The 25,185-nt window shown below is 37.0% G+C and carries 22 protein-coding genes, 1 tRNA gene and 1 pseudogene; 14 read left to right on the top strand and 10 right to left on the bottom strand.

The features are described 5' to 3' along the window. Positions 1-31: 31 nt before the first annotated feature. A complete protein-coding gene (locus EL259_RS06385; protein WP_232019028.1) occupies positions 32-625 on the top strand; it encodes an anthranilate synthase component II in 594 nt (197 codons plus the stop codon). Positions 626-684: 59 nt separating this feature from the next. On the opposite strand, the gene dauA is transcribed toward EL259_RS06385, so the two are convergent. Next, positions 685-2,442 carry a C4-dicarboxylic acid transporter DauA gene (gene dauA, locus EL259_RS06380; RefSeq protein WP_126600040.1) on the bottom strand — a complete coding sequence of 586 codons (1,758 nt, stop codon included), beginning with the start codon at positions 2,440-2,442 and terminating at the stop codon, positions 685-687. Positions 2,443-2,569: 127 nt separating this feature from the next. Between dauA and EL259_RS06375 the strand changes: the two genes are divergently transcribed. From EL259_RS06375 to rbsK, 12 genes are all read left to right on the top strand, one after another. Then, positions 2,570-2,659: transfer RNA gene (locus EL259_RS06375), tRNA-Ser, on the top strand. Between the two features lie 219 nt (positions 2,660-2,878). Continuing rightward, the gene (locus tag EL259_RS06370) at positions 2,879-4,174 is read left to right on the top strand and encodes a tyrosine-type recombinase/integrase (protein WP_126600038.1); all 1,296 of its coding nucleotides are present in this window, start codon (positions 2,879-2,881) and stop codon (positions 4,172-4,174) included. A 394-nt stretch (positions 4,175-4,568) separates the two neighbouring features. After that, positions 4,569-5,501 (top strand): hypothetical protein, encoded by a 933-nt coding sequence (locus EL259_RS06365; protein ID WP_126600035.1) that lies wholly within the window; start codon positions 4,569-4,571, stop codon positions 5,499-5,501. A gap of 137 nt (positions 5,502-5,638) precedes the next feature. Further along, positions 5,639-5,836 carry a helix-turn-helix transcriptional regulator gene (locus EL259_RS06360; protein WP_232019027.1) on the top strand — a complete coding sequence of 66 codons (198 nt, stop codon included), beginning with the start codon at positions 5,639-5,641 and terminating at the stop codon, positions 5,834-5,836. 9 nt (positions 5,837-5,845) lie between these two features. Continuing rightward, positions 5,846-6,154 carry a hypothetical protein gene (locus EL259_RS06355; RefSeq protein WP_126600033.1) on the top strand — a complete coding sequence of 103 codons (309 nt, stop codon included), beginning with the start codon at positions 5,846-5,848 and terminating at the stop codon, positions 6,152-6,154. 425 nt (positions 6,155-6,579) lie between these two features. Then, complete coding sequence (locus EL259_RS06350) at positions 6,580-6,813, top strand: hypothetical protein (RefSeq protein ID WP_126600031.1); 234 nt, start codon at positions 6,580-6,582, stop codon at positions 6,811-6,813. 10 nt (positions 6,814-6,823) lie between these two features. Next, positions 6,824-7,114, top strand: coding sequence for a hypothetical protein (locus EL259_RS06345; RefSeq protein ID WP_126600029.1), 291 nt, complete (start codon positions 6,824-6,826; stop codon positions 7,112-7,114). Between the two features lie 10 nt (positions 7,115-7,124). Further along, on the top strand, positions 7,125-9,011 hold the full coding sequence (locus EL259_RS06340; RefSeq protein WP_126600027.1) for a DNA primase family protein: 1,887 nt from the start codon (positions 7,125-7,127) through the stop codon (positions 9,009-9,011). 760 nt (positions 9,012-9,771) lie between these two features. Continuing rightward, positions 9,772-10,107, top strand: coding sequence for a hypothetical protein (locus EL259_RS06335; RefSeq protein WP_126600025.1), 336 nt, complete (start codon positions 9,772-9,774; stop codon positions 10,105-10,107). Between the two features lie 341 nt (positions 10,108-10,448). Continuing rightward, positions 10,449-12,365 (top strand): molecular chaperone DnaK, encoded by a 1,917-nt coding sequence (dnaK, locus tag EL259_RS06330; RefSeq protein ID WP_126600023.1) that lies wholly within the window; start codon positions 10,449-10,451, stop codon positions 12,363-12,365. Positions 12,366-12,486: 121 nt separating this feature from the next. Continuing rightward, positions 12,487-13,617, top strand: a complete 1,131-nt coding sequence (dnaJ, locus tag EL259_RS06325) for a molecular chaperone DnaJ (RefSeq protein WP_126600021.1) — start codon at positions 12,487-12,489, stop codon at positions 13,615-13,617. Between the two features lie 197 nt (positions 13,618-13,814). Next, positions 13,815-14,747 carry a ribokinase gene (rbsK, locus tag EL259_RS06320; protein WP_126600019.1) on the top strand — a complete coding sequence of 311 codons (933 nt, stop codon included), beginning with the start codon at positions 13,815-13,817 and terminating at the stop codon, positions 14,745-14,747. A 38-nt stretch (positions 14,748-14,785) separates the two neighbouring features. On the opposite strand, the gene trxA is transcribed toward rbsK, so the two are convergent. The 4 genes and pseudogenes from trxA to EL259_RS06300 all read right to left on the bottom strand — a co-directional run bounded on the left by trxA (position 14,786) and on the right by EL259_RS06300 (position 19,144). Further along, on the bottom strand, positions 14,786-15,109 hold the full coding sequence (trxA, locus tag EL259_RS06315) for a thioredoxin (RefSeq protein WP_126600017.1): 324 nt from the start codon (positions 15,107-15,109) through the stop codon (positions 14,786-14,788). Positions 15,110-15,247: 138 nt separating this feature from the next. Then, positions 15,248-16,057, bottom strand: coding sequence for a 4-hydroxy-tetrahydrodipicolinate reductase (gene dapB, locus EL259_RS06310; protein WP_126600015.1), 810 nt, complete (start codon positions 16,055-16,057; stop codon positions 15,248-15,250). 94 nt (positions 16,058-16,151) lie between these two features. Beyond that, positions 16,152-17,858: pseudogene (menD, locus tag EL259_RS06305) on the bottom strand (2-succinyl-5-enolpyruvyl-6-hydroxy-3-cyclohexene-1-carboxylic-acid synthase); the annotation flags it as partial. 2 nt (positions 17,859-17,860) lie between these two features. Further along, on the bottom strand, positions 17,861-19,144 hold the full coding sequence (locus tag EL259_RS06300) for an isochorismate synthase (protein ID WP_126600012.1): 1,284 nt from the start codon (positions 19,142-19,144) through the stop codon (positions 17,861-17,863). A gap of 166 nt (positions 19,145-19,310) precedes the next feature. On the opposite strand from EL259_RS06300, the gene EL259_RS06295 reads away from it, so the two are divergent. Next, positions 19,311-20,525, top strand: coding sequence for a pyridoxal phosphate-dependent aminotransferase (locus EL259_RS06295; RefSeq protein ID WP_126600010.1), 1,215 nt, complete (start codon positions 19,311-19,313; stop codon positions 20,523-20,525). Positions 20,526-20,615: 90 nt separating this feature from the next. On the opposite strand, the gene EL259_RS06290 is transcribed toward EL259_RS06295, so the two are convergent. From EL259_RS06290 to narH, 5 genes are read right to left on the bottom strand one after another with little or no spacing between them, the layout of a single operon-like run. Continuing rightward, positions 20,616-21,371 (bottom strand): Crp/Fnr family transcriptional regulator, encoded by a 756-nt coding sequence (locus EL259_RS06290; RefSeq protein ID WP_126600008.1) that lies wholly within the window; start codon positions 21,369-21,371, stop codon positions 20,616-20,618. A gap of 46 nt (positions 21,372-21,417) precedes the next feature. Further along, entirely contained in the window at positions 21,418-22,224 is an 807-nt protein-coding gene (locus EL259_RS06285) for a peptidylprolyl isomerase (RefSeq protein ID WP_126600006.1), read from the bottom strand. Next, a complete protein-coding gene (gene narI / locus EL259_RS06280) occupies positions 22,224-22,925 on the bottom strand; it encodes a respiratory nitrate reductase subunit gamma (RefSeq protein ID WP_126600004.1) in 702 nt (233 codons plus the stop codon). Before narI ends, EL259_RS06285 begins: the two co-directional genes overlap by 1 nt. A gap of 15 nt (positions 22,926-22,940) precedes the next feature. After that, the gene (gene narJ / locus EL259_RS06275; protein ID WP_126600002.1) at positions 22,941-23,642 is read right to left on the bottom strand and encodes a nitrate reductase molybdenum cofactor assembly chaperone; all 702 of its coding nucleotides are present in this window, start codon (positions 23,640-23,642) and stop codon (positions 22,941-22,943) included. Continuing rightward, positions 23,639-25,183 (bottom strand): nitrate reductase subunit beta, encoded by a 1,545-nt coding sequence (gene narH, locus EL259_RS06270; protein ID WP_126600000.1) that lies wholly within the window; start codon positions 25,181-25,183, stop codon positions 23,639-23,641. The genes narJ and narH overlap by 4 nt, the downstream gene beginning before the upstream one ends. Positions 25,184-25,185 lie beyond the last annotated feature (2 nt).

The raw sequence follows: 25,185 nt of genomic DNA, 5'->3' as shown, positions 1-25,185 counted from the left end.
CCATTTTATGCAATTTTGAAAAGGAAACGCAATGCAGATGAAACCCACTTCCCCGCAACCCTCGGTTTTTCTTGTGAATAATCATGATTCTTTCACTTACAATCTCGTTGAGCTTTTGCGCCAGTGCGAAATTCCTTTTCAGGTTTGCGATGTAGAGAAAGTGGATTTGGCATTGATTGAGCCTTTTAGCCATATTTTGATTTCTCCAGGACCTGACGTGCCTTCTGCCTATCCCCAACTTTTTGAAATTTATAATAAATTTTATCAATCTAAATCCATTCTAGGTGTTTGTCTTGGGCATCAAAGTTTATGGGAGTTTTTTGGTGGCGAATTAAAGCAATTACAAGCACCACGACATGGCGAACGTAAATATTGTCATGTAAACGCACCCTCTTTACTTTTTGCAGGTTTACCTAAAGATTTTTATGTGGGGCTTTATCATTCTTGGGCAGTAAAAGACATGCCGTCTGATTTTCCATTAGACGTCACCGCACAATGCGATGATAACGTCGTACTGGCATATCAACATAAATCTCTCCCAATTTATGGCATTCAGTTTCATCCAGAAAGTATTATGTCGGAATTTGGTTTGCAGATAATGCAAAATTGGTTGGCAATAAAATAAAAAAAGCCACGATTTTCCATAAATTTTTACGAAAATCGTGGCGTAGTGATAAGCTAATCTTATTCTAACACTTCAATATTTTTCGCTTCTTTACGGCGAATTTTTTTCAATGCTTGATCAAGACTTGAATTGAAATTAATCGCTTTAATTTCTGGGGTATGTTTTGCTTTCACAATTGCACGCAATGGTTGGAATTGCATGTTAGTCATATATAATTTTTGACCTGGTTTAAGCGTTTGAACAAAACGCATTAAAGCATGCACACCACCTGCATCCAAAATGGTTGCCGCATCACATTGTAAAATGATATTTTTCACTGGATGATCGGATTCAAGAATTTTGGTATGCAATTCAGCAAAAAGATTATCTGCTGCAGCAAAGAATAATGGTCCATTAATACGGTAAATCACGGTATTTTCTGCTAAATCTGTTGGGACGGTTTGCGCAACTGGTTTGGTCATTTCTGCAATTTTACGAATGAATAGTAAACTTGCTAGTAATACGCCAACAGTAATTGCGATCACCATATCAAACACAACGGTGAGGAAGATACAAATGAAAAGTACCGCAATTTCACTACGTCCTGAACGGCGAATAAGCTGAATAATTGGTCCAACGTTTGCCATATTCCAAGCTACAACCATTAATAAAGCTGCCATTGAGGCTAATGGTAAATAAGAAAGTTGTTTTGCGAAGAACACGACTGAACAAAGTACAAGTAATGAATGGAATACGCTTGAAATTGGAGAATAACCACCTGCTTTTACGTTAGCTGTAGAACGTGCAATCGCTGCAGTTGCTGTAATCCCACCCATAAATGGTGCAACGATATTACCAATCCCTTGAGCTAATAATTCATTATTAGAATGGTGTTTGGTGCTGGTCATGTTATCTAATACAACCGCTGAAAGTAATGATTCAATCGCCCCTAATACCGCCATAGAAAATGCAGCTGGTAATAAAGATTGTACTTTCGCAAATGTCCAATGCGTTACTGTACCATCAGCATTTGGTGTATTCCACGGGAAGGAAAATTCTGGTAATACATTTGGAATACCTTGCCCTGTTGTGCCATCTGGTAAAGTATAGGTGAAAGAAGAACCGATAGTTGCAACTTCAGAACCAAAATGTGCAAAAATCATTGCCACGATGGTACCAATAATCACCGCTGGAAGGTGTCCTGGAATTGGTAAACGTAAACGGCGCCATTGAGTTAAAATGATTAACGTAATTACACCAACCACAAGATCTGCCACTTTTAAGGTCGGTAATGCATGGAAAAGTGCTTCAACTTTACCAATGTAAGTTGCTGGCATTTTTGCGATGTGCAAACCAAGGAAATCTTTAATTTGCAAAGTTGCAATCACAATCCCGATACCACAAGTAAAACCGAGTGTAACTGGCAATGGAATGTACTCAATTAAGCGACCAAGACGTAACATCGCCATAATCACAAGAATAACCCCTGCCATTAAACCTGCAATAAGTAAGCCACTTAATCCAAATTGTTGCGTAATCGGATATAAAATAACAACGAAAGCGGCAGTTGGACCAGAAATGTTAAAACGAGAACCACCTAACAATGCGATAACGAAACCTGCAACAATGGCAGTATAAAGCCCGTGTTGTGGCGCAACACCACTCGCAATTGCTAATGCCATAGAAAGAGGTATAGCGATAATCCCTACCGTTATACCAGCTACAAAATCACGGAATAAATCTTTTTTCGTATAACCTAAACGAAAACTATCCCGTAGAGCGCTAAATGGACGTACTGCAAAAAGTCCATTTTTACTTGACAACCAAGTCTTTAGCATAAAATTAATACTCCACTACAAAAAAATGGCTATTTTACTCCTTTTTTTCAAAAAAATTAGCCCTTTTCAAAAAAATTTGCTTGACGCTCATCAAAGAAACCCTTATATTTTGCGCCTATTCTTTTTCGGTGAGATGTCCGAGTGGTTGAAGGAGCACGCCTGGAAAGCGTGTATGTGCGAAAGCGCATCGGGGGTTCGAATCCCCCTCTCACCGCCACTATACTCAAATCAAACAAACTCAACTTAAATCAAAGCACTTAAAAAACCCTTGTAAATAAAGCCTCTAATGTATTCCCTATTGCTTTAACTTAAATCAAACTGCTACACTGTAACCCAAGATTTTAGTAGTAGATTTAGTAGTAGAAAATTGCCTACTACTAAGAAAATGTAAATTTTTAGTAGTAGAACTCATTTTTATACTGAATAGGGGGTATAAATGGCTCGTTGTAGTAAATCACTCACTGATACGGAAATAAAGAAGATCAATCAAGATTGTGTATTAAACGATGGTCAAGGCTTACAACTTAGAGTACGAAGAAAAGTAGACGGCAATTTTTCTAAGATATGGATATTTAACTACTACAAACCCCTCACTAAAAAGCGTACACAAAAAACGATCGGCAATTACCCGACTATATCGCTATCACAAGCACGCCAAATTAAAGATGAATACAGAGGGCTACTTGCCCAAAATATTGATCCACAGGAATATGAGCAAGAACAACAAGAACTTCGCTTATTACAAAATCAAAACACCTTTGCCAAGGTCGCAGAAGATTGGTTTGAGTGGCGTAAGTCTAAAAAGGATTTTGGCGAACGTACAGCAAAACAAGCCCACCAACAAATCACCAAACATTTACTGCCTATATTCAAAGATGTCCCCATAGAAAAGATCAAATCTACACACGTTATCAAAGCCTTACAGCCATTAAAGCAAGAGGGCAAGCTCGATACGATAAAACGGGTTATTCAACGCATGAATAGCATAATGAATTATGCGGTCAATATGGGCTTGCTAGAGCAAAATAATCTGCTAAAGGTCGGGGAAATGTTTGATACGCCAAAGCCGACACATCAGCCATGTATCCATTATGATGAGTTACCACAATTCTTTAAGCATTTATTTTTATCTGTACTAGACCGCCAAACTATTTATCTAATTTTATGGCAACTATTTACCCTATCCCGACCAAATGAAACCGCACAGGCTAAATTTAGTGATATAGACGAAAAAGCGGGAATATGGAGCTATTACGTTCTGAAAGGTAACAAAGATAGTAAGCTAGGAAGAATTCACAAAGTCCCGCTTACACGCCAAATGCGGGCGTTGTTGGCAGAAATAAAAGCAAACAATACAAAGCACAGTCCTTATTTGTTCCCGCTCCGTGGCAATCCAAATAAGCCCTGTTCGAGTGAAACCGCAAATAAGGCACTAAGGCGATTAAATAACGGCTTTTATAAAAGTAAACAAACAGCACACGGATTACGCTCCATTGGCAGTACATGGCTTAATGAGCAAAGGACAAAAGACGGTTTACGTAAATATGATAGCGACTTAATAGAACTTGCTTTATCGCACGTAAATAAAGACCCTATCCGTCTAGCTTATAATCATGCTGAATACTTACCCGCTCGTAGGAATATGCTCCAACACTGGACGGACTTTTTAGATGAGTGTTCCAATCACACTGTTCCACAAAGTCATCTAACTGTTCTTCATAAAACCGCTTAATCTATAAACTCCACCAACCGCCGATATATGGCGGTTTTTATTTGTCTATTCATTTTATATTTATTTTTTTAATTTTTATAACCCGTTTACCCTTTTACCCTTATTTAATATATATCTAATTGAAATATATATAAAAATAAAAAGGGTTAAATAAGGGGTAACGGGGAATATAAAGGGTATATAAAAAATAGATCAGCCATGCGATACACTCGGAAAAAAATCCGAGGATGAAAATTCACCTAATACGTTGTAAATCAAGATCACTTTGATAGAATGGAAAGGTATACACAATAAGAACGGCTAGGCGTGGCGTAATTAACCAAGCTGAAAGAGATAAACCCTATTTTATCTTTGCCGTTCTCCCATCTAAATAGGGCAACGTATAGGGGCGTTTATGTTAAATGAACTAAAAAAAGAGCAGAAAATTAGGGGATATTTTAAGGATCAAATAGTTAGTGTTTTAGATGTAGCAAATTTTATAAAAAATCAAAATCTTCCCCCTTATCAAGTATTACTTTTAGCTACAACTTCTAAAATAGATTACATTAGTATAGAAAATCTCAAACGAACTGTATCCTTGTCATTTGTACCTTGTTATACAACTGATTATTTCTATGACTTTACACTAGATAAGCCAGAGTATAGCGATAACTTTTGGAGAGTATCAGATTATCAAGCTAGTCTTAATTTTACCACAGAAGAGTGGGACGCTTGGTATAGATTAAAATGTAAGCCCTCTAAAGAAAATATGCTCGAATTTATAAAACTTCTTATTGATGATGAAACCGCTCCTAATGAGTACTTTTTATTTTCTGATGTAAGTGAGTTACTGCTAAAACTGAAAGATTTAACTACTAACTGCTATTGGTTAGCACATGAAGAAAAATTAGATACCATTAAAGATCTAGAAGAAAAATTATCTAGCCACTACTATTTTAGAGAAGATATCGAACAGGCACTAGGAGTGGAATTACCTGATACCATTACCACGCCATTGCCTGATGTAAATGTAGCCAATACAAATATAGATGATACATGTACTAAAGAGATTGCCACGCTAACATCTAGGATAGCTGAACTTGAAAAGGTAAATTTAGAACTTAAAGAGCAATTAAATGAGGCTAATAAAGTACTGGCACCTAAATCAAAAAAAAGTTACCTGAATATCATAAAAGCGTTAAAAGATACACTGTGCGACAAAGAAAAGGGGTTATTTAAAAATCAATCCGAATTAGAAACCTATTTATCTGATCTATATAGAGGATATATAGGTTTTAGTGAAAGTAATTTAAATAATGTATTCGCAGACGCTAACCAATTAAAATAGCCTATCTATTCTTTTAAAAATCTATATGTACTGAATTTTGGTATATATAGATTTTTTTTATTCCCTTTCCTCATCATAATCCTAACCAACCCAAACAAGGGCAAACTTTATTAAATTAACCCACTATATAAGGAATTATGATGACTATCACAGTAACCACATCAAATCGTTTATTAAGCATTAAAGAACTTGAGGCAATGGGCTTTGGCTCAAGAAGTAAGATTGACCGCATGGTTAAGCAAGGACTTTTAAAACGCATCAAGATTGGCTTTTCTACCCGTTTTTATGAAAGCGACATCAAAGCATTTTTAGCAAAAGGTAAACAATCTAATTAAGGGGAAAATATGCGGAAAATGACACGCAAAGAATGTGTAGCACGCCTTTTACTGGATTACCCACACGGAATCACAGAGGGCGATATTATAAAGGCTTATCATTTTTTAAATGGTCGCAATGAGGCAAATAGGATTGAACAACTATTAGGCATATCGTTACAAAGGACGACCGTAGAGGGCATAACTGGTTCACGCTATACCCGTTATGCGATAGGCAACAAAGAGGACGCTAGCAAGGTTTTACGCTATTCAAACCAACTTACAGCAAAAAGAAAAGGCACTCCAATCCATGAGAGTACCCTTTCAAAATTTTACTAACAAATCAATCTAATACAGGGGAAAGTATAACAGATCTACCCTAACCGATAAAGGTTGCTTTCCCTACGGAGTATAATAAACATGATTATATCTAAATCAAATAAACCCAAACTAAAACAAAATATATTTACATTTTTATACAAAGATGTAAGAATTCTAAACGTCTTATTTAGGACCGAGCCTGGAAACTCGTTTTTTAAAATGGCAGATAACACGCCATTAGCGTGTTTTTTTATATCTGAACCCCAAATCAATAGGCTAGATCTATCTAGTATCTTTTCTATGGTGGCACTTAATGGGAAAGGTTCGCCCTTTGCCGTTTTCCATTTTAGACGGTTTTCCAGCCCGTTAAGTGTTACCGCCCAACACCTGGAAAGTTTAGCGGTAACTTCATCTAATCTAAAAATTAAAATGGAGCTATCAGCATGAAAAATACACTTAAACCTATCACCCTTTCTGTACAAGACATTGTAGAACTAGAGAACGTTGTCTTTGATCTTACTTGCCAAATGGAAAGTATTAAAGCAACCCTTATCCTATGCCAACAAAGTTTACATCCGACCGAGCCAATTATTGATGTTCTCGGTGGGCTTTACTATACGCTGGAAAAAATGAAAGATGACGCAAACAAAATCAATACAGCACTTGAGAAAGAGTAAGGGGAACATCATGGCTATTAATACACAATTAAACACAAAATCAAGTTACGATCTTTTCAACGAAATTAGCAAAATGACAAGCAACCAGTACGTAGATTTACTAGGTATAAAAGGCATTTTAGATTTAATCACTGCTAATATTGAAGAAAATGGGTTTAGTGAATATTACGCAGAGAGCATTCAAGCCACGCTATACGCTTTAAAAAATAATATAGAGAAAATGAGCGAGGAAGTAGATCGTATTAATATGTTAAGCGGACAAGGCAAATGCTTAACCCAAAACGAGAATATATCAAAATAAGGGGGATTAGATGAGAAAACTCAAAGCCCCGCATTACGATATACGTAAAAAAGACGATCCACATAGTACGCTAGTAATTATTGCGGGTGCGGATAGTGATGAGGCGTGGGGAGCGTGGAAAACCTATAAAGACCCAACCCTTAATAAAATTATCATGGGCAATTATTGCGAGGGGGATTTTCCCCCTGATTACAAACCTATCATTTTAGATGAGCAGCAACTCAACGCATTACCCAACACTCTTATCGCAACCGATAAACACGAAATATTTGATATTTACCAAGCGGGAACAATTACCCAAGAACAACAATATCTTTTAGAAAAATGCCTAGCAGAAACTACTAATGTAAAACTAGCACGCCTTTTTAGTTTACCTAACTTACTATCTAAGAATATAACTCCTACTGATCTTATGCCAAGCATAAGCCGTATACGCAACGATAACGCTTTATCAGAGGTGGTGGCACACAATGCCTTAGAAAAACAAAAACAGGCGGATTATCCCGCTTATTTTGCGAAATTAAACCGCTTAGAAAAGACAGAGGAAATATTACTTAAATCCCCGCCTATGGCAATAAGCAGAGATAATGAATTATTTTCCTACGATAAAACTACGGGGATATGGGCAGAAATTACTGATGAGGCGGAAAGTGTTATCTATAATTTTCTACGTAGCCATGGAATAGAATTACCTAATCTTAATAAGCAAAAAGAGCTTGCGTCGCTACTCATTAAGGAAATACGTTATAAAGCGGAAAAGGAACATAATCACGCTTACATAATGAATGAGCCTAATAGTGATGTACTTTGTTTTAGAAATGGGGTGTTAGATAAAACTACGGGTAAGCTATTACCTTTCAATCCAAACCTTAACCTTAGGTCAAGGTTAGATATAAATATTAATGAAATACAAAACACCCCTACTACATTCTTAAACTGGTTAGATTTTATCGCAGAAGATAACGAAGAAAGACGTACGCTACTATTATCCGTGCTTTATGTTGTATTGGTTAATCGCTATGACTGGCAGATGTTCTTTGAATTGACAGGACGTGGTGGTACAGGGAAAACAACCTTTTTAAAGGTATGTGAGCTACTAGCGGGAAAGGACAACCATACGGCAATTAACTTAATAGACTTAGACAAAAACGCACACGCTACGGCAAGTATCGTAGGGAAGAGTTTATTAACCGCAGAAGATCAGCCCGTTTATAATGGCGATGGCTCAACTGTAAGGGCAATTACAGGTAAAGGCACTATTACTGTAAACCCTAAATACAAGAAACCATTTAGCTACGAGCCTAAAGCAGTATTATTGATTGCTAATAATGCTCCTATGCGATTTAAAGAAAATAACGGGGGTATTGAACGCCGTAGGGTGCTAATTACCTTTGAGAAAGCCGTAGAACGTTCTCAACGAGATAGTACGCTAATAGATAAAATAGCCTCGGAACTAAGCGATATTGTCAGATATTTGCTTACTATATTTAATGGCGTAGATAATGAGCAAAAGGCTTATAGTAGCCTACTTAAACAACAAGATAACCCGCAGATCAAACAAATCTTGAATAGCCTTAATCCTATCCGTTTATTCGCAGAAGAATTTACGACAACTGATGAGGTAAAAGGGTTAAAGATTAGTGTTAGAGGGTGCGGTGGTGGAAATATTCCAAGTCGGCAACAGGCACAAGAGGCACTCTATCCCGCTTATCTATTTTTCTGCGATCGGCATGGATTAAATAAACCACTATCCCGCCAATCATTCTTAAACGAGGTGGACAATGCTTTTAAATTACAAGGTAAACAGCCTATCAAGGTAAGGAAAATTGACAATACACAGCGTACCAATGTTTACTATTCCAATATAGAAGATACATTCTTGAGGTGGGACGATTAATATTTAACTTATACAACCGCTAGTTACCCGCTAGCGGTTTTTTATATTTGTAATCTATAACTGGTGGTGGCTATTCTTTTGCCCCCTGATTTTTCCGATTTTTCCGATCCTATAAAAAAAAGGAAATATAAAATTTTGCCGATTTTGCCGACTATAAAAAAAGCAAAAATAGGAATTGCTAAAATTAAAGGATATAAAAAACGATCGTATTCTACTCCCCCAACTCCATAGAATCAGTATTCATACGCCACAACGGGCTATTTACCTCTATACCCCTGCCATTTACCCTACATAGCCCCTTAAATTATCTTTATACAAATCAATAAGTTAAATTATAAAAGTGAGTGAAAGGGTAAACGGGGTAAAAATAAATAAAAAAGTAAAAATATTTATAACTATAAAATACTGTTAAATCAGCTCAAATAATTGTATATTTTTTGCCTAGCGAAATATTTTAGTAGTAGATTTAGTAGTAGAAATTAAAAACCGAATTTAAAACATCACTATAAATCAATAAGTTACATATCGAATTCTAATCCCCCTCTCAAAATTTCTTTTTAGCACTTCCCTAGACGATTCATTAAAAAATTCCATTAACGGTATAACAACTCGTTTACTTTTATTTTTTTCCTATATTCTTTAAAAGTTGCATTAAAAATACTGCTTTATACATTGCAAGATTTTTTAATGAGCGTAAAATCATCACAAATTTAACATTTTTTTTACAAAATAGTTATGGATAGAAATGAGGTGATAAATAATGGAAAATCCTTTTCACGCAAATTGGACATCAAAAGGCAATACTTTATGTTTAGGTCACTGGGAAATTGAATATGAAGGGTTGCCTTTGGTGTTACCTGGAACCCGTGCGGAAAAAGATATGGGTACAAAAGGAATTTATAACTTTATGGATCCTGATGATGAACTCTTTCTAGAAGGTTTAGATGAGGATGAATGGATTGTTGAAAATATGGAATGGTTATCCGATGTTTTTATTCAATCTAATATCCCTCTCGAGGAAGAAAATTTTCGTGCTTTTTATCGTGCTGTGAATAAAGAAGATTGGCGTTGTGGTAGCTGTGGTGGTTGTATTTAGTTATCCTTTATCTGTTTGTAAATTAAGTATATTTATTCCTCATTTAGACTTAAATGGGGAATTTTTTTATTCCCAATAAAATTAATCGAAAATTGGGGCATAAAAGCAAAATAAATTATTCATTTTCTATACTTTTTTCATTATTTTTAAAAAATATTCTAAATTTTTTTATTTTTCCCCTTGAAATTCTTTTTTTTGTTCTCATTTATGTAACAAGCATACGAGGTTACAAAGAAAATATTGTCATGTGGATTTTTAACGTATCCACTTGAAATTAAATTTTCTTCCCCAATCTTAGAGGGAAACTAACCTCATAACGAATTCTAACAAGGAGAAAGACAATGGGAAAAATCATTGGTATTGACTTAGGTACAACTAACTCATGTGTTGCTGTAATGGACGGCGACAAACCACGTGTTATTGAAAATGCAGAAGGCGATCGTACAACTCCTTCTGTAGTCGCTTACACTAAAGATGGCGAAATCTTAGTTGGTCAACCTGCTAAACGCCAAGCTGTAACCAACCCTAAAAATACATTATTTGCTATCAAACGTTTGATTGGTCGTCGTTTTGATGATCCAGAAGTTCAACGTGATATTAGCATTATGCCTTACAAAATTATCGATGCGCCTAATGGCGATGCATGGGTAGAAGTTGAATTTGAAGGCAAAGAAAAGAAAATGGCTCCGCCACAAGTTTCTGCTGAAGTATTGAAAAAAATGAAAAAAACTGCAGAAGAATTCTTAGGCGAAGAAGTAACTGAAGCTGTAATCACTGTTCCTGCATACTTTAACGATGCACAACGTCAAGCAACTAAAGATGCGGGTCGTATCGCAGGTCTTGAAGTTCGTCGTATTATCAACGAACCAACTGCTGCTGCTCTTGCTTATGGTTTAGATAAAGATAAAGGTAACCATACTATCGCAGTATATGACTTAGGTGGTGGTACATTCGACTTCTCTATCATCGAAATTGATAACGATAAAGGTGATAAAACTTTCGAAGTATTAGCAACCAATGGTGATACTCACTTAGGTGGTGAAGATTTCGATACTCGTATCATCAACTACTTAGTAGATGAATTCAAAAAAGAACAAGGTGTTGATCTTCGCAACGACCCACTTGCAATGCAACGTTTAAAAGAAGCTGCAGAAAAAGCGAAAATTGAACTTTCTTCAGCACAACAAACTGATATCAACTTACCGTATATCACTGCTGACGCAACTGGTCCAAAACACTTAAACATTAAATTAACTCGTGCGAAACTTGAATCTTTAGTAGAAGATCTTGTTCAACGTTCTTTAGAACCTGTTAAAAAAGCATTAGAAGATGCGAAATTAAGTGCGTCTGAAATTGATGAAGTTTTACTTGTTGGTGGTCAAACTCGTATGCCACTTGTACAAGAAACAGTAAAAGATTTCTTCGGTAAAGCACCTCGTAAAGATGTGAACCCTGATGAAGCTGTAGCTATCGGTGCAGCAGTTCAAGGTGGTGTATTAACTGGTGATGTTAACGACGTATTATTACTAGACGTTACTCCGCTTTCACTTGGTATCGAAACCATGGGTGGTGTGATGACTCCGTTAATCGAAAAAAATACCACTATCCCAACTAAAAAATCACAGGTGTTCTCAACTGCAGAAGATAACCAAAGTGCTGTAACTATCCATGTATTACAAGGTGAACGTAAACGTGCTTCTGAAGATAAATCTTTAGGTCAATTTAACCTTGAAGGTATCCAACCAGCTCCACGTGGTGTTCCACAAATCGAAGTAACTTTCGATATCGATGCGGATGGTATCATTCACGTTTCTGCTAAAGATAAAGCAACTGGTAAAGAACAAAAAATTACCATTAAAGCATCTTCTGGTTTAAGCGAAGCAGATATTGAAAAAATGATTCGTGATGCAGAAGCAAATGCAGAAGCTGACCGTAAATTTGAAGAGCTTGTTCAAGCGCGTAACCAAGCAGATCACTTAATCCACGCAACTCGCAAACAATTAAGTGAAGCTGGTGATAAACTTGCAGCATCTGATAAAGAAGCGATTGAAAAAGCAGTCGCAGATCTTGAAACAGCTGCTAAAGGCGAAGACAAAGCAGAAATCGATGCAAAAGTTCAAGCTTTAATTCAAGTTTCTGAAAAATTAGTTCAAGCTGCACAACAGGCACAACCTCAATCTGAACCACAACAAAATACTGGTTCTCAAAAAGATGATGGCGTCGAAGATGCAGAATTTGAAGAAGTAAAAGATAAATAATTTAAAACTTCCACTCAAGGGCGTAGCGATACGCCCTTTTCCACTATTACGCACTACTTAGAAAATAAGTCCTTTGAGTGATTATTCACATTTATAACACTTAATAAAGAGAATACATATTATGGCGAAACGAGATTATTATGAAGTGCTAGGCTTATCCAAAGGGGCTGATGAAAAAGAAATTAAACGTGCCTACAAACGCCTAGCCATGAAATATCACCCTGATCGAACTAAAGGTGATAAAGAAAGCGAAGAAAAATTTAAAGAAGCTAACGAAGCATACGAAGTTCTATCCGATCCAGAAAAACGTAAGGTTTATGATCAATATGGTCATCAAGCTTTTGAACAAGGTGGCTTCGGTGGCGGTCAAGGTGCAGGCGGCTTTGGCGGTTTCGGTGGTTTCTCTCAAGCTGATTTCGGCGATATGTTCGGTGATATTTTTAGTGAAATGTTTGGTGGTCGAGGACGTGGTCGTGCACAAGGTCAACCTCGAGCAAGACGTGGCGAAGATCTTCGTTATGATTTAGACATCACATTAGAAGAAGCCGCAACTGGTGTTAAGAAAAATATTACATTACGCACTTGGGTTGAATGTGATCATTGTCATGGTACAGGTGCTGAAAAGGATTCTAAAGTCGAAACTTGCCCAACCTGTCATGGCATGGGAACCATACATCGTCAACAAGGTCCTTTTATCTCTGAAGAAACCTGTCCAACTTGTCACGGTACAGGTAAGAAAATTAAAAAACCATGTAAAGAATGTCATGGAGATGGTCGAGTTCAAAAAACAGAAACCTTGGCTGTTACCATTCCTGCAGGTGTGGATAATGGAAGTCGCCTACGTTTAGCTGGTAAGGGTGCTGCGGGTGAAAATGGCGCACCAAATGGTGATCTTTATATCTTTATTCACGTATTGCCAAATGCGACTTTTGAACGTGATGGTAATGATCTACATACAGTCGTTGATGTATCTATGTCATTAGCTGCTCTCGGTGGTTCTGTTGAAGTTCCTACGTTAACAGGTGGTCCAGTGAAAATTAAGATTCTAGCTGGTACACAAACAGGTAAAATGCTACGCTTAGCAGGTAAAGGTATTACCCCAGCTCATGGCATTGCTGGTAATCTTATCTGTCATATTAATGTAGAAACACCAGTAGATTTGACCGACGAACAAAAAGAATTGTTACAAAAATTTGCTGATAGCCTGAATTTGGAGAAAAACAGCCCAAAAGCAGTAAAATTCATGAAGTAACAGATCTTGATGAATCAAGACCCCATTCTGTTTCTGAGTGGATTAAAAACGGAATTAATTATTTAAAAAATAGATTTAAGCATTAACTTCAAGCGGTGAAATAACTTTCACCGCTTTTTTATTTTGCCTTATTGCATTTAAAATTTTGCTCATTTTGTTAAACTATTCATATCGTTAAATCTATTTAAGGTGTATAAATGAATAAACGCTTAACAATTCTTGGTAGTGTTAATGTTGATCATGTACTACAAACTTCATATTTCTTAAAACCTGGTGAAACCCTAAAAGCACATTCTTACAAAACAGTTTATGGTGGAAAAGGTGCTAATCAAGCGGTTGCGGCTGCACGTATAAAATCACCTTCACTAGATGTACATTTTTTAGGTTGTGTTGGTAACGATAATTTTGGTCGTCCTATTAAATCTGCATTACGCAATGAAGGGCTAAACGTTGATCATCTAGAAATTTTACCTGATGCAACAACAGGCGTTGCTTTTATTCAAGTATCTAAAACAGGTGAAAATAGTATCGTGATTGCAGGCGGTGCAAATGATTGTGTCAATGAAAATTACCTTATGGCACATACAGATCCTTTGCTAAATACTGATTGTTTACTCATGCAATTAGAAACACCACTTGCGACTATTTTATCAGCAGCTAAATTAGCGAAAACACGTCAAACTTTGGTTGTGTTAAACCCAGCTCCAGCTTATGAGCTTCCTTTAGAACTTTATCAATACGTAGATATCATTACCCCAAATGAAACAGAAGCTGAAATTCTAACAGGTGTTCAAGTAACAGATATGCATACTGCTCAACAAGCAGCAGATATTTTACACCAACGTGGTGTCAAATGTGTGTTGATTACACTTGGTAAAAAGGGTGTTTACTTTAGTCGTAATGGTGAGCAAGCATTAGTAACGGGATTTAGTGTTGATGCGGTTGATACTACTGCTGCAGGTGATACCTTTAATGCAGGTTTTCTCGTTGCTTTATTAGAAGATAATCTTATTCCTGATGCCATTCGCTTTGGGCAGGCTGCGGCTGCAATTAGCGTTACTCGCTTTGGTGCTCAGCCATCTATTCCTAAGCGAAATGAAGTTATCTCTTTCTTATCTCAGCAAAGCTAAATTAAAAAAGGCTACTTTATGTAGCCTTTTTCTTTCAATTAACTGTTTTGAGCAATAAACTCTGCTAATTGATTTTTTGGTAATGCACCAACTTGGGTTGCTTTTGCTTCACCATCTTTAAACATCATTAAAGTTGGGATACTGCGAACGCCGTATTTCGCTGCTACCTGTTGGTTTTCATCAATATTTAATTTTACAATTTTTACTTTATCGCCATATTCTTGCGCTAATTCTTCTAACATCGGACCAATCATACGGCAAGGAGAACACCAAGGTGCCCAGAAATCTAGTAATACTGGTACGTTAGACGCTAAAACATCCGCATTAAAAGTTGCGTCACTTGTGTGATAAACTTGACTCATATTATCCTCTCTTTATTGTCATTACGTTTGATAATCTATCTTCTATACTAAAGATTTATCATTGTTATTTCTAGGCATATTATCATAGATTTCTACCTAGTCCACTTATCGCTCTAATTGTTGTTATCCATAACTTGATTAGAGATTATCTAATCCGAGAACATTAGTCATATCAAATAACCCTATATTCTCATTAGCTAGCCATTTTGCTGCACGTACTGCCCCTTTAGCAAATGTCATTCGACTTGACGCTTTATGGGCAATTTCAACGCGTTCACCGATATCAGCAAACCACACGCTATGCTCTCCCACAACATCCGAAGCTCGAATGGTAGAAAAACCAATTTCACCCGGTGTACGTGGACCAATAATACCATGGCGTTCAAAAACAGCATGATCTGCTAAATTGATACCTAGCGCTTTAGCAATATGTTCCCCCATTGCTAATGCAGTCCCTGATGGTGCATCAACTTTATTACGATGATGAGCATCAATAATTTCAATATCACAGTCAGGTCCCATGACTTTAGCTGCTTTTTCAAGCAATTTAAAGACTAAATTTACACCCACGCTAAAATTTGCTGCAAAAACGATAGCTGTTTTTTGTGCTGCTTCGCGGATTAATTGTTTATCTTCCACACTAAAACCAGTGGTCCCTAATACCATTTTTTTGTGATATTTTTGACAAAATGCAAGATTTGCCAATGAATGTTCTGGACGAGTAAAGTCGATCAATACATCGAAATTATCTTTTTGTGCTTCAAGATCATCACTAAGCAAAATGCCCGCTTTACCACAACCAATAAATTCACCAACATCCGCACCGATAAGGTTTGAGCCTTTTCTTACAAAAGCGGCCCCAAGTGCCACACTATCATCTTCTAAAATCGCTTGGATTAATTGACGTCCCATACGTCCATTTGCACCTGTTACAGCAATTCGCAACATATTATCTCCTTTATTCTTCTGGCACGAGCGTATCTTTTTTGTCTTCAGTTTGCGCTACTTCATCCACTGTTTCATGCTCATCATCATTATCATCTCCAATGACAGCATTAGCAATTTCATTCAGAATATAGCGATAGAACTGGCTAGCGGCTGTTGCTGGAACCTTCAATTCAATAAGGGTCGCACCACGTTGTTTATAGGCTTGACGGAGGACAGAATTTAGATCTGACCAAGTGCGTGGCAACGCATATTTTAAGCCAAATAATGCTGCAGCTTGTGCAAATTCCAATTGATGTGGCATTTGATAATATTTCTCTTTTACATCTTCACGCACAGGTAATATATCAAAAATCGCACCACCATTATTGTTAATCACAAATACAATTACAGGCTGTACCACTTTTTGTAAAAGTGCTAACGAATTAAGATCATAAAGTAATGAAGTGTCCCCTAACATAGCAATAAGTGGACGGTTACTCCCCAATGATACGCCAGCAGCTGTAGCGATCAGTCCATCAATACCACTTGCACCACGATTTGTAAAAACACGACAATCATCAGGCAAACGAGCAAATGCATCTGATAAACGCACAAACAAACTATTTCCTAAAAATAGGTCACAATTATTTGGTAATACTTTATCAATATTATAAGCAAGTGAAGCTTCATTTAAGGCCGCCCCTAAATTTCGCATAATAAAATCACCGCAGAATTTTGATAATGCCAAAGGTTCTAATAACCATGGTTTTTGACGAACAGGTGGATGCGTTTGTAACCATGCGGCAATGCTCATATTAAAACGTGTTCTTGCATGATGGTATGGATCGAGATTTTTATGTCCATCCGCAACAATCCAATATTCACCTTGATAGGCCTGTAAGAATTGATTAACACGTTTACTGATAAAGCCACCACCAAACTGAATAACAATATCAGCTTGAAGTAGTTTTTTAAGCACGGTTTTATTTCCTAACCATACATCCGCATGTGGTAAAATTGGCGGTACATTAGATTGTACATCGGTAATCACGATCCAACCCATGGCATTTGCCCATTGTGATAATCCTTCGGATTCAATTTTACTTAAGCGACCAATCAGAATTACCCCTTTTTTCGCACGCCATGCGTCCCAATCAGTGTGAGGTTCTGCATCATATTTTTTAACAGGATGTTCTACCCATAATTCACGTTCACGTTGTGCCAGCCAACTTTGGATTGGAGTAAACCATTCATGTTGATTAATTTTTTCTTCATCCGCTCCATAAAGTGGTTCAGGTAGCGGAACATTAATGTGGATAACACCTGGAGTTTGGTGCTGTTTCTGATACGCTTGATCAAGATAGGAAAGCAACCAACTAGCGGATAAGTCGGGAGTAGGTCGTGGTAAATTTACCTTAGCAACAGGATAATCTGCAAACATATTCTCTTGCAAAATGGCTTGGTTAGCCCCACACTCTAATAGCTCAATTGGACGATCTGCTGTCAAAATAACTAAATTTACATTGGTTTGACGAGCTTCAATAATAGCGGGATATAAATTTGCCGTAGCCGTTCCAGATGTCACAATAACAGCAACGCATTCTTGACGAGATTTCGCCAAACCTAACGCAAAAAAGCCTAATCCTCGTTCATCAAAATGCGTATGGCAAACTGCACGATTCTGATTTTGTAGCTCCACCGCTTCTAAAGTCAAGGGTGTAGAACGAGATCCTGGTGCAATACAAAATTGCGTTACTCCATGTCGAACGAGACTTTCTAAAATTACTCTCGCCCAACAACGATTAAAGACACTCACTGACATATCTATTCCTTCTTCATTTCTAATAATGATACAAGCCCTAATGCTTTGCGTTCAATTTCACGCCATTCGTGAGCTGGGATTGAACCTTCAACGATGCCTGCACCTGCAAAAACCTGAATAATATCGTTACGAATATTGGCACTACGAATAGTAACACAAAACTCTGATTGCGATTTTGTCATCACACCCAATGTTCCTGCATACCATTCTCTGGCCTGTCCTTCAATTTGATTAATAAATTGCATAGCTGCGGACTTCGGTAATCCTGCTACCGCCGCTGTCGGATGAATTTTCTGTAAACAACTTGCATCCGCCTGCCCTTCTATTAATTCACCACAAATTGGACGTTGTAAATGTTGTACCTTCCGTAATCGCTTAATTTGGCGTTCACCAACTTCAAAGGTTTTTACAACATTTTGTAAACTTTGCTGAATATTTTCTACAACAAGTTGATTTTCATGTCGGTTCTTTTCGTCATTAAAAAGCCAATCTGCTTGGCGTTGGGTTTCTTCTTCATCTTCACTTACAAAGGCCGTACCCGCTAATGCCTCAGTAAAAAGTTTACTATTTTGGCGTAAAAACAATCGTTCTGGTGTAGAGCCTAAAAATACGGTTGTATTGTCCTTAGCGAAGAGAAAATGATAACAATGTTGATTATACGCCTCACTTTCTGATAAAAAATCATAAGGATTTAGCACAGATTCTGTTTGAAAACTTTTCGCATTGGCTAATACAACTTTCGTAAATTGTTTTTCTTGAATTGCATGGCAGGCTTGCTCAACCCAATTACACCAAGTCGCCTCATCCGCTTCAGAGGCTAATTCTTTTACAATTTTTGGTAATTGTTCTCGCTGTGCAATTTGCGTAAAATTTTGTAGGATTTGTTCAGTTTGTTGAATTTCACTTTCTCTATTTGCACGGACATCCACAAAAAGACTTACGCTTAAACTGTTCTCTTTTTGTTCAAGCAATAATCTTGGCAGGAAAAAAAACGTTTCGCCTGTAAATTGGCGACCACCAACAAGGGGTAAATCTTCTTTCTGGCAAAAAACTTCTGCTTGTTGCGAATCTGTAAAAGTCTTAATGCTTCCAAGTGCAACGCAATGCTGGGTCTTATCTCGGTAATGCAAATAAAATTGCGGATAACGCAATTGTGCCTTTAGCCAATTTAATAATGGCAAAGAAAAATTCATTTGGGTTAAGCGAATTACCGCGATATTGGGGGCGGAATTAAAATCTAATTTTTCTAATTTAGATAAAATCGCTTGTTTAATAATACTAAGCATATTCAAAATAATTTGTTTTTCGTAAAAAAATAAGTTAAAAATTGCTGTTACATTCTAACCTATTTCGGGGCTTTTTTTTACTAATTCTTTGTACAAATAAAAGAAAAAGAAATGGATCTAACAATAAGATAACGATAAAAATAATATAAATATTTTTGAGGTATAAATGAAACACTTACAAAAACCACAAAAACTCGCTAATGTCTGTTACGATATTCGAGGAAAGGTGCATCAAGAAGCACTTCGATTACAAGCACAAGGTCTTGATATTTTAAAATTGAATATCGGTAATCCTGCCAGTTTCGACTTTGAAACCCCCGCCGAATTATTGCCTACACTCTTAGAACACTTACCGACGGCCCAAGGTTATTGCGATTCAAAAGGGATTCTAGAAGCACGTCAAGCGATTGTTGAGTTTTACCATCAAAAAGGAATTTGTGATAACACAGTCGAAGATGTATTTATTGGGAATGGCGTTTCAGAACTCATTGTAATGACTATGCAAGCATTGCTTAATCAAGATGATGAAGTTTTAATCCCAATGCCAGATTATCCACTTTGGACAGCCGCAACCCACCTTGCTGGAGGTAAAGCGGTCCATTACTTATGTGATGAGGAAGCGAATTGGTTCCCTGATATTGCGGATATTAAACGAAAAATTTCTCCAAGAACTAAGGCGATTGTTATCATTAACCCAAACAATCCTACTGGTGCGGTATATAGCAAAGAATTGTTAGAAGAGATCGTTAAAGTCGCTCGAGAAAATAATTTATTAATTTTATCGGATGAAATTTACGATAAAATTTTATATGACGATCAAAAACATTGTCACCTTGCAGCGCTTGCCCCCGATCTTCTTACGCTTACTTTCAATGGTTTATCTAAAGCCTATCGTGTCGCAGGTTTCCGTCAGGGTTGGGTTTTATTGAACGGACCTAAAGATCATGCGAAAGAATTTATTGATTCTTTAACTATTCTTGCCTCCATGCGCCTTTGTGCTAACCATCCAATGCAATATGCTATTCCAGTAGCACTAAGAGGAAAACAAAGTATCAATGACTTTGTTTTACCAAATGGTCGTTTACTAGAACAACGTAACAAAGCTTATGAACTGGTCAATAGTATTGATGGTTTAAGTTGCGTTAAACCAATGGGGGCTATGTATATGTTCCCTAAAATTGATGTGAAAAAATTCAATATTCATAATGATGAAAAAATGGCATTCGATCTTTTACGTCAAGAGAAAGTTCTGTTGGTACACGGTACGGGATTTAACTGGCATAAGCCTGATCATTTCCGCATTGTGACGTTAGCCCATACTACTCAACTAGAAGATGCATTAACTCGCCTCGCACGTTTCCTTGAAACTTACCGTCAATAAACAAAAAACGCATCTTATAAAAGATGCGTTTGTTCTTAATTACGCCCCGATTTTCGAGAGTTTTTATATTTTATCCCTATGTAGTGTACTTCAGGGTGTTCTAGTTCGTTTATTTGGACAACCCTCTAAGTCTTTACAATAAACTGCAGTATCTTCATCGCAAAAATGGCAAAGCGAATGCGGGGATGATAAATAAATTTCTTCTTTATCAATCATAATATAATCGTCCTTTTCTAGTGCATGAAGCTGACGCGATAACGTTTCAGGTGTCATTCCAAGAAAATTCGCAATAACATTCTTTTTAAAATTTAGGTACAGTTCAGTGTCTTTACTAGAATGCCGTTTTTTTAAATGCTGGAAGAGTAAAAAGTGACCTAGCCGATCCTTCGTTTTCTTAACAGCTAAATTATGAATCTGCATTAGTGCTATTTGATAAAAGTTTGCCAACACACTCACAATATTATTCGAAAATTGTATATTTTCAGTCACTAGTTTAAGTACAGTCTTTCGTGGAATCCTTAAAAATTTAGCACCTACCAAAGCTTTAATACCAATAGGAGATCCAACTTTATCCATGAAAAAGACAGAGTCACCACAAACATCTCCCGTTTCTAGTAATCTTACTGAAACCTCATCACCTTGTGTATTCGTTCTAAATGTTATCAATTCACCTTGCAGAATAAAAAATAAATACTCAATATGATCTCCTTCATATAATAAATACTCATTCTCTACCGCTGTACATTCCTGACTAACTGATAAAATATCCGCAATAACGTTTCTATCTAAATTAGCGAATAACCCTGAACCGCCGTATGACGAAATAAATCTATCAAGATCTAACATAATACCCTACTAAAAAACTCAACTTTTAGGATATAATAATTTATGTCTAATAAAGTTGCAACTCTATTCCACTAATTTGTGCTTTTTCTACAAGCAAATGAAGATAAATATTCACCGCTTGGCGGTAACGACATTCTGCTAAATAGTTATAAATTTGGGATTTACTGACCTCATAGTTTACTTTTTTACCATTTATATGTTTCTCAATAAAAACAATATGATACCCATAGCGGGTTTCTATAAGTTTAGGTGATAAACCTTCATTGAGAACAAAAATTTGACGCTCAAACTCAGGAACGGTATCGCCAGAATTAATCTGTCCCAACAATCCACCCTCATCCCGAGAACGACAATCTGACAAATTCACGGACTCTAAAAAAGCGGCTTTTATATCAGGTGCCTTTTTAAGGTAAGCCAGTATTTCCTCTGCTTTATTCCTTTTTTCAGCACGCATTTCGAGATCATCTTTATCCGCTGCAAATAAAATATGTCGAGCAACCACTAATGGTGCAGTAAAAAATCGTTGAGGATTTGTTTTATAAAAACGTACGCAATCTTCTTCACTAACAGATTGAGGTTGTATATTTTTTTCTAACAAACATGCTATGGCTTCTTCTTCATTATCTTTATTTAAATCAATGCCTTGCTCTATGCAGGCTTGACGAAGTAATTCTTGAATAACCAACGCCTGAGCCGCTTTTTCACGCGCTTCTAAGCGAGTTTTAGCAGGATGATGTAGCATCTCCCGTGCTACATCTTCCTCTTTGATTTGAACACCATTAACCATAATTTTGGGAAATGGATTGCTTAAATCCAACAACTGTTCCCCTGGTCTTAAATTAATAATATTCATTAATAACGACTCTTATTTAATGCAAAACGTGTACGCACAATTTGATAACGACGACCGAAATACCAAATCGGGGCACTTAGTGCGTGGTGTAACCGAGAGAATGGAATAATAAGGATCAACGTAAATCCTAAAATAATATGCGCTTTATAAATAATGCTAATATTTTCGATTCCCTCATATGATTGGAAAGTTCCAAAGTAAAAGAAACTTTGAAAATAATTTTCAATATGTTCTAGTGTAATACCATCCAAGTGTTGATACGAAACGAATAACGTCATTAATCCAAGTACAACTTGTGCAAGTAACAACCATAAAATGATTTTATCACCTGTTGAGCTTGTCCGATTAACACGAGGTTCTCGCCAACGACGTAACATCAATAAGATTAATCCAATGAATACCATTGTACCAGCCGTACCACCAGCAACCATTGCAAAAATCTGGTGCTGTTCAGGTGTAACAAATTTTTCATAAACGGATTTTGGGGTTAATAGTCCGAACGTGTGACCAATTACGATAAGTAAGATCCCAATATGGAATAAGTTATTCGTAAAGACTGTTCCCTTTTTACTTAACATTTGGCTTGAACCTGCACGCCAGTTATAAGGCTGTGCATCATAGCGGATAATACAACCCACAATACAAACAGCAATCGCAATGTAGGGATACACGCCAAATAAAAAAAGATTGAGATTATGCATAAATACCTCCACAAATTAAGAACGATTGCCATGCCAATGAATTGGCACATCTGATAAATTTTTAGCCGCTTGCACAAATGTTTTTGGACATGCGTTATCTAATTGATTATCAAATCGAATTTCTTTGTCTTCCCATGCAATATCTAATGCATCAAGACTCGCATCATCCAATTCTTGTTGAACTTTGGTTGCTAAAGTTTCATCACCAACAGGTGCACCTGCTATGATTAGTAAAGCTTCAAAGATCATAGCTTCCCATGCTTGCTTTTTCTGTAGGCGTAAATAGAGCAATTGCAAAATTTCACTAACATCAAATAACAAATCACGGGCTACTTCATCATCTCGGGTTGCAAGAAATTCTAAAAAGAGCGGTAAATAATCTGGCAATTCATCTTTTCTTGGTTGCATTCCTGCATCAAAATATAAATTTAAAAGATCAACCATTGCCTGACCACGATCACGGCTTTCTCCGTGAATATGTTCAAATAAAAGTAAAGATGTCGTACGTCCCCGATCAAATAAGCCGTCATAACGCATTTCTTGCTCATAAAGATCTTGGGACAATGCCCATTCTACTTCCTCTACAAGTTTTTCTCTTAATTCTGGCGGAAGATATGGTGAAACCTTAATTGCTTCGCATATTTCATTTTTATGTTCCACCAGCGCAACAGTCGGATAATCCAATAAGCGAGAAAATACAGTGAGAATTTTTATCATAAATCTTCCTCCCACATTTTCGCTGCCATACGATTTACCTTAGGTTCACTTCCAAATAAACTTTTTTGTGTCGTACTAGAACAACCATTGCCAAATGTAAATCCACATCCATTACGGCTATCATAGGCATTTGGAACATTTAATTCACGATGTCCAGATGGAACAACGAAACGATCTTCATAGTCTGCAATCGCCAAATAGCGATACATTTCTTCTGCCATTTCACGAGTTAATCCAACATCTTTTAGAACTTGAAGATCTTCAATACCATCAACTGTTTGTGCTCGTTTGTAAGCACGCATTGCCAACAAGCGTTCTAAAGCTGAAATAACAGGCTTTTCATCTCCCGCTGCTAATAAATTCGCTAAATATTTAACGGGAATACGCAAAGCAGAAAGATCAGGAATAACGCCAGATGTGCCTATTGTTGGTACAGCACCTTTTTCTACGGCCGCTTGAATTGGAGAAAGTGCTGGTACATACCAAACCATTGGCAATGTCCGATATTCAGGATGAAGTGGTAATGCTAATCCCCATTCTATTGCCAATTTATAAACTGGTGATTTTTTAGCTGCAAGCAATACATTCTCTGGAATGCCATCTTGGCGAGCTTGCTCAATTACCGCTGGATCATTTGGATCAAGGAAAATAGATTTTTGTGCTTGATACAGATCAGTTTCGCTTTGCGTGGACGCTGCTTCTTCAATTCGATCAGCATCATATAAAATCACACCGAGATAACGAATACGACCTACACAGGTTTCGGAACACACTGTCGGTAACCCTGATTCAATACGTGGATAACAGAATACACATTTTTCTGATTTACCACTTTTCCAGTTGAAGTAGATTTTTTTATATGGGCAACCACTCACACACATACGCCAACCACGGCATTTATCTTCATCGATTAATACAATACCATCTTCTTCACGTTTATAAATCGCACCAGATGGGCAAGATGCCACGCAGGCTGGATTTAAACAGTGTTCACAAAGACGTGGGAGATACATCATAAATGTATTTTCATACTGTCCATAAATCTCAGCCTCAATATCGTGAAAATTTTTGTCTTTTTTACGTTTCGCAAATTCGGTTCCAAGATCATCTTCCCAGTTTGCACCCCAATTGATTTTTTCCATGCGTTCACCAGTAAGCAGAGAACGTGGTCGTGCCACTGGCTGACAATCACCAGCAGGCGCAGTATGAAGATTTTGATAATCGAAGGTAAAAGGCTCATAATAATCATCAATTTCTGGTAAATCAGGGTTTGCAAAAATATTTGCTAGAACTCTAAATTTTCCACCAATACGAGGAGTAATTTTACCGTTACTATGACGGATCCAGCCCCCTTTGTATTTAGCTTGATTTTCCCAATCTTTTGGATAACCCATTCCTGGTTTGGTTTCTACGTTATTAAACCATGCGTATTCGACACCTTCACGACTCGTCCATACATTTTTACAGGTAACGGAACACGTGTGGCAACCGATACATTTATCAAGGTTTAATACCATTCCTACTTGTGCTCTAATTTTCATTG

Origin of the sequence: Actinobacillus delphinicola, assembly GCF_900638385.1 — a bacterium.
GTDB lineage: Bacteria > Pseudomonadota > Gammaproteobacteria > Enterobacterales > Pasteurellaceae > Actinobacillus_C > Actinobacillus_C delphinicola.
The sequence above is the reverse complement of the archived record's forward strand: the minus strand, read 5'-3'. Positions and strand labels throughout refer to the sequence as shown.